Origin of the sequence: Psychromonas sp. B3M02, from assembly GCF_003318165.1 — a bacterium.
Lineage (GTDB): Bacteria > Pseudomonadota > Gammaproteobacteria > Enterobacterales > Psychromonadaceae > Psychromonas.
Genome location: NZ_QOCB01000087.1, coordinates 1,553 through 2,161 on the forward strand (window position 1 = coordinate 1,553; position 609 = coordinate 2,161).

Below are 609 nucleotides of genomic sequence, written 5' to 3' on the forward strand. Positions count from 1 at the left end.
TTGAAGATTTAAACGCCATTGAAAAAGTAGCGCGCAACAGTAAAAAAGGCGCGGTAGTTGGTGGTGGTTTATTAGGTTTGGAAGCTGCTGGTGCCCTAAAAGCATTAGGTGTAGAAACACATGTTATTGAGTTTGCTCCAGTCTTAATGGCAGAGCAATTAGATGCGCAAGGTGGACAAATTTTGCGTAGTAAAATCGAAAGTATTGGTGTAAATGTTCATACCGGTAAGAATACCCAAGAAATTGTTGCTAGTGGTACAAATGCACGTAATACCATGAAATTTACTGATGGCACTGAGTTAGAAGTAGACTTTATTGTCTTTTCTACTGGTGTTAGACCACAGGACAAACTCGCCAAGCAAACTGATTTAGAAACAGCACCTCGCGGTGGTATTAGTATTAATGACCAGTGTGTTACTTCTGATCCAAATATCTTTGCCATTGGTGAATGTGCTTCTTGGAATAGTCAGTTCTTTGGTTTAGTTGCACCAGGTTATAGCATGGCAAAAGTCGCAGTAGATACATTACTCGGCACTGACAATGTATTTACCGGTGCTGATATGAGCGCCAAATTAAAATTGTTAGGTGTTGATGTGGGCAGTATTGGTG

1 protein-coding gene is annotated in these 609 nt (G+C 40.4%); it reads left to right on the top strand.

Features of this window, described 5'->3' with window-relative positions:
* Positions 1-609: FAD-dependent oxidoreductase (locus tag DS885_RS09560; protein WP_181817749.1), on the top strand; the 609-nt coding region annotated here is incomplete at both ends.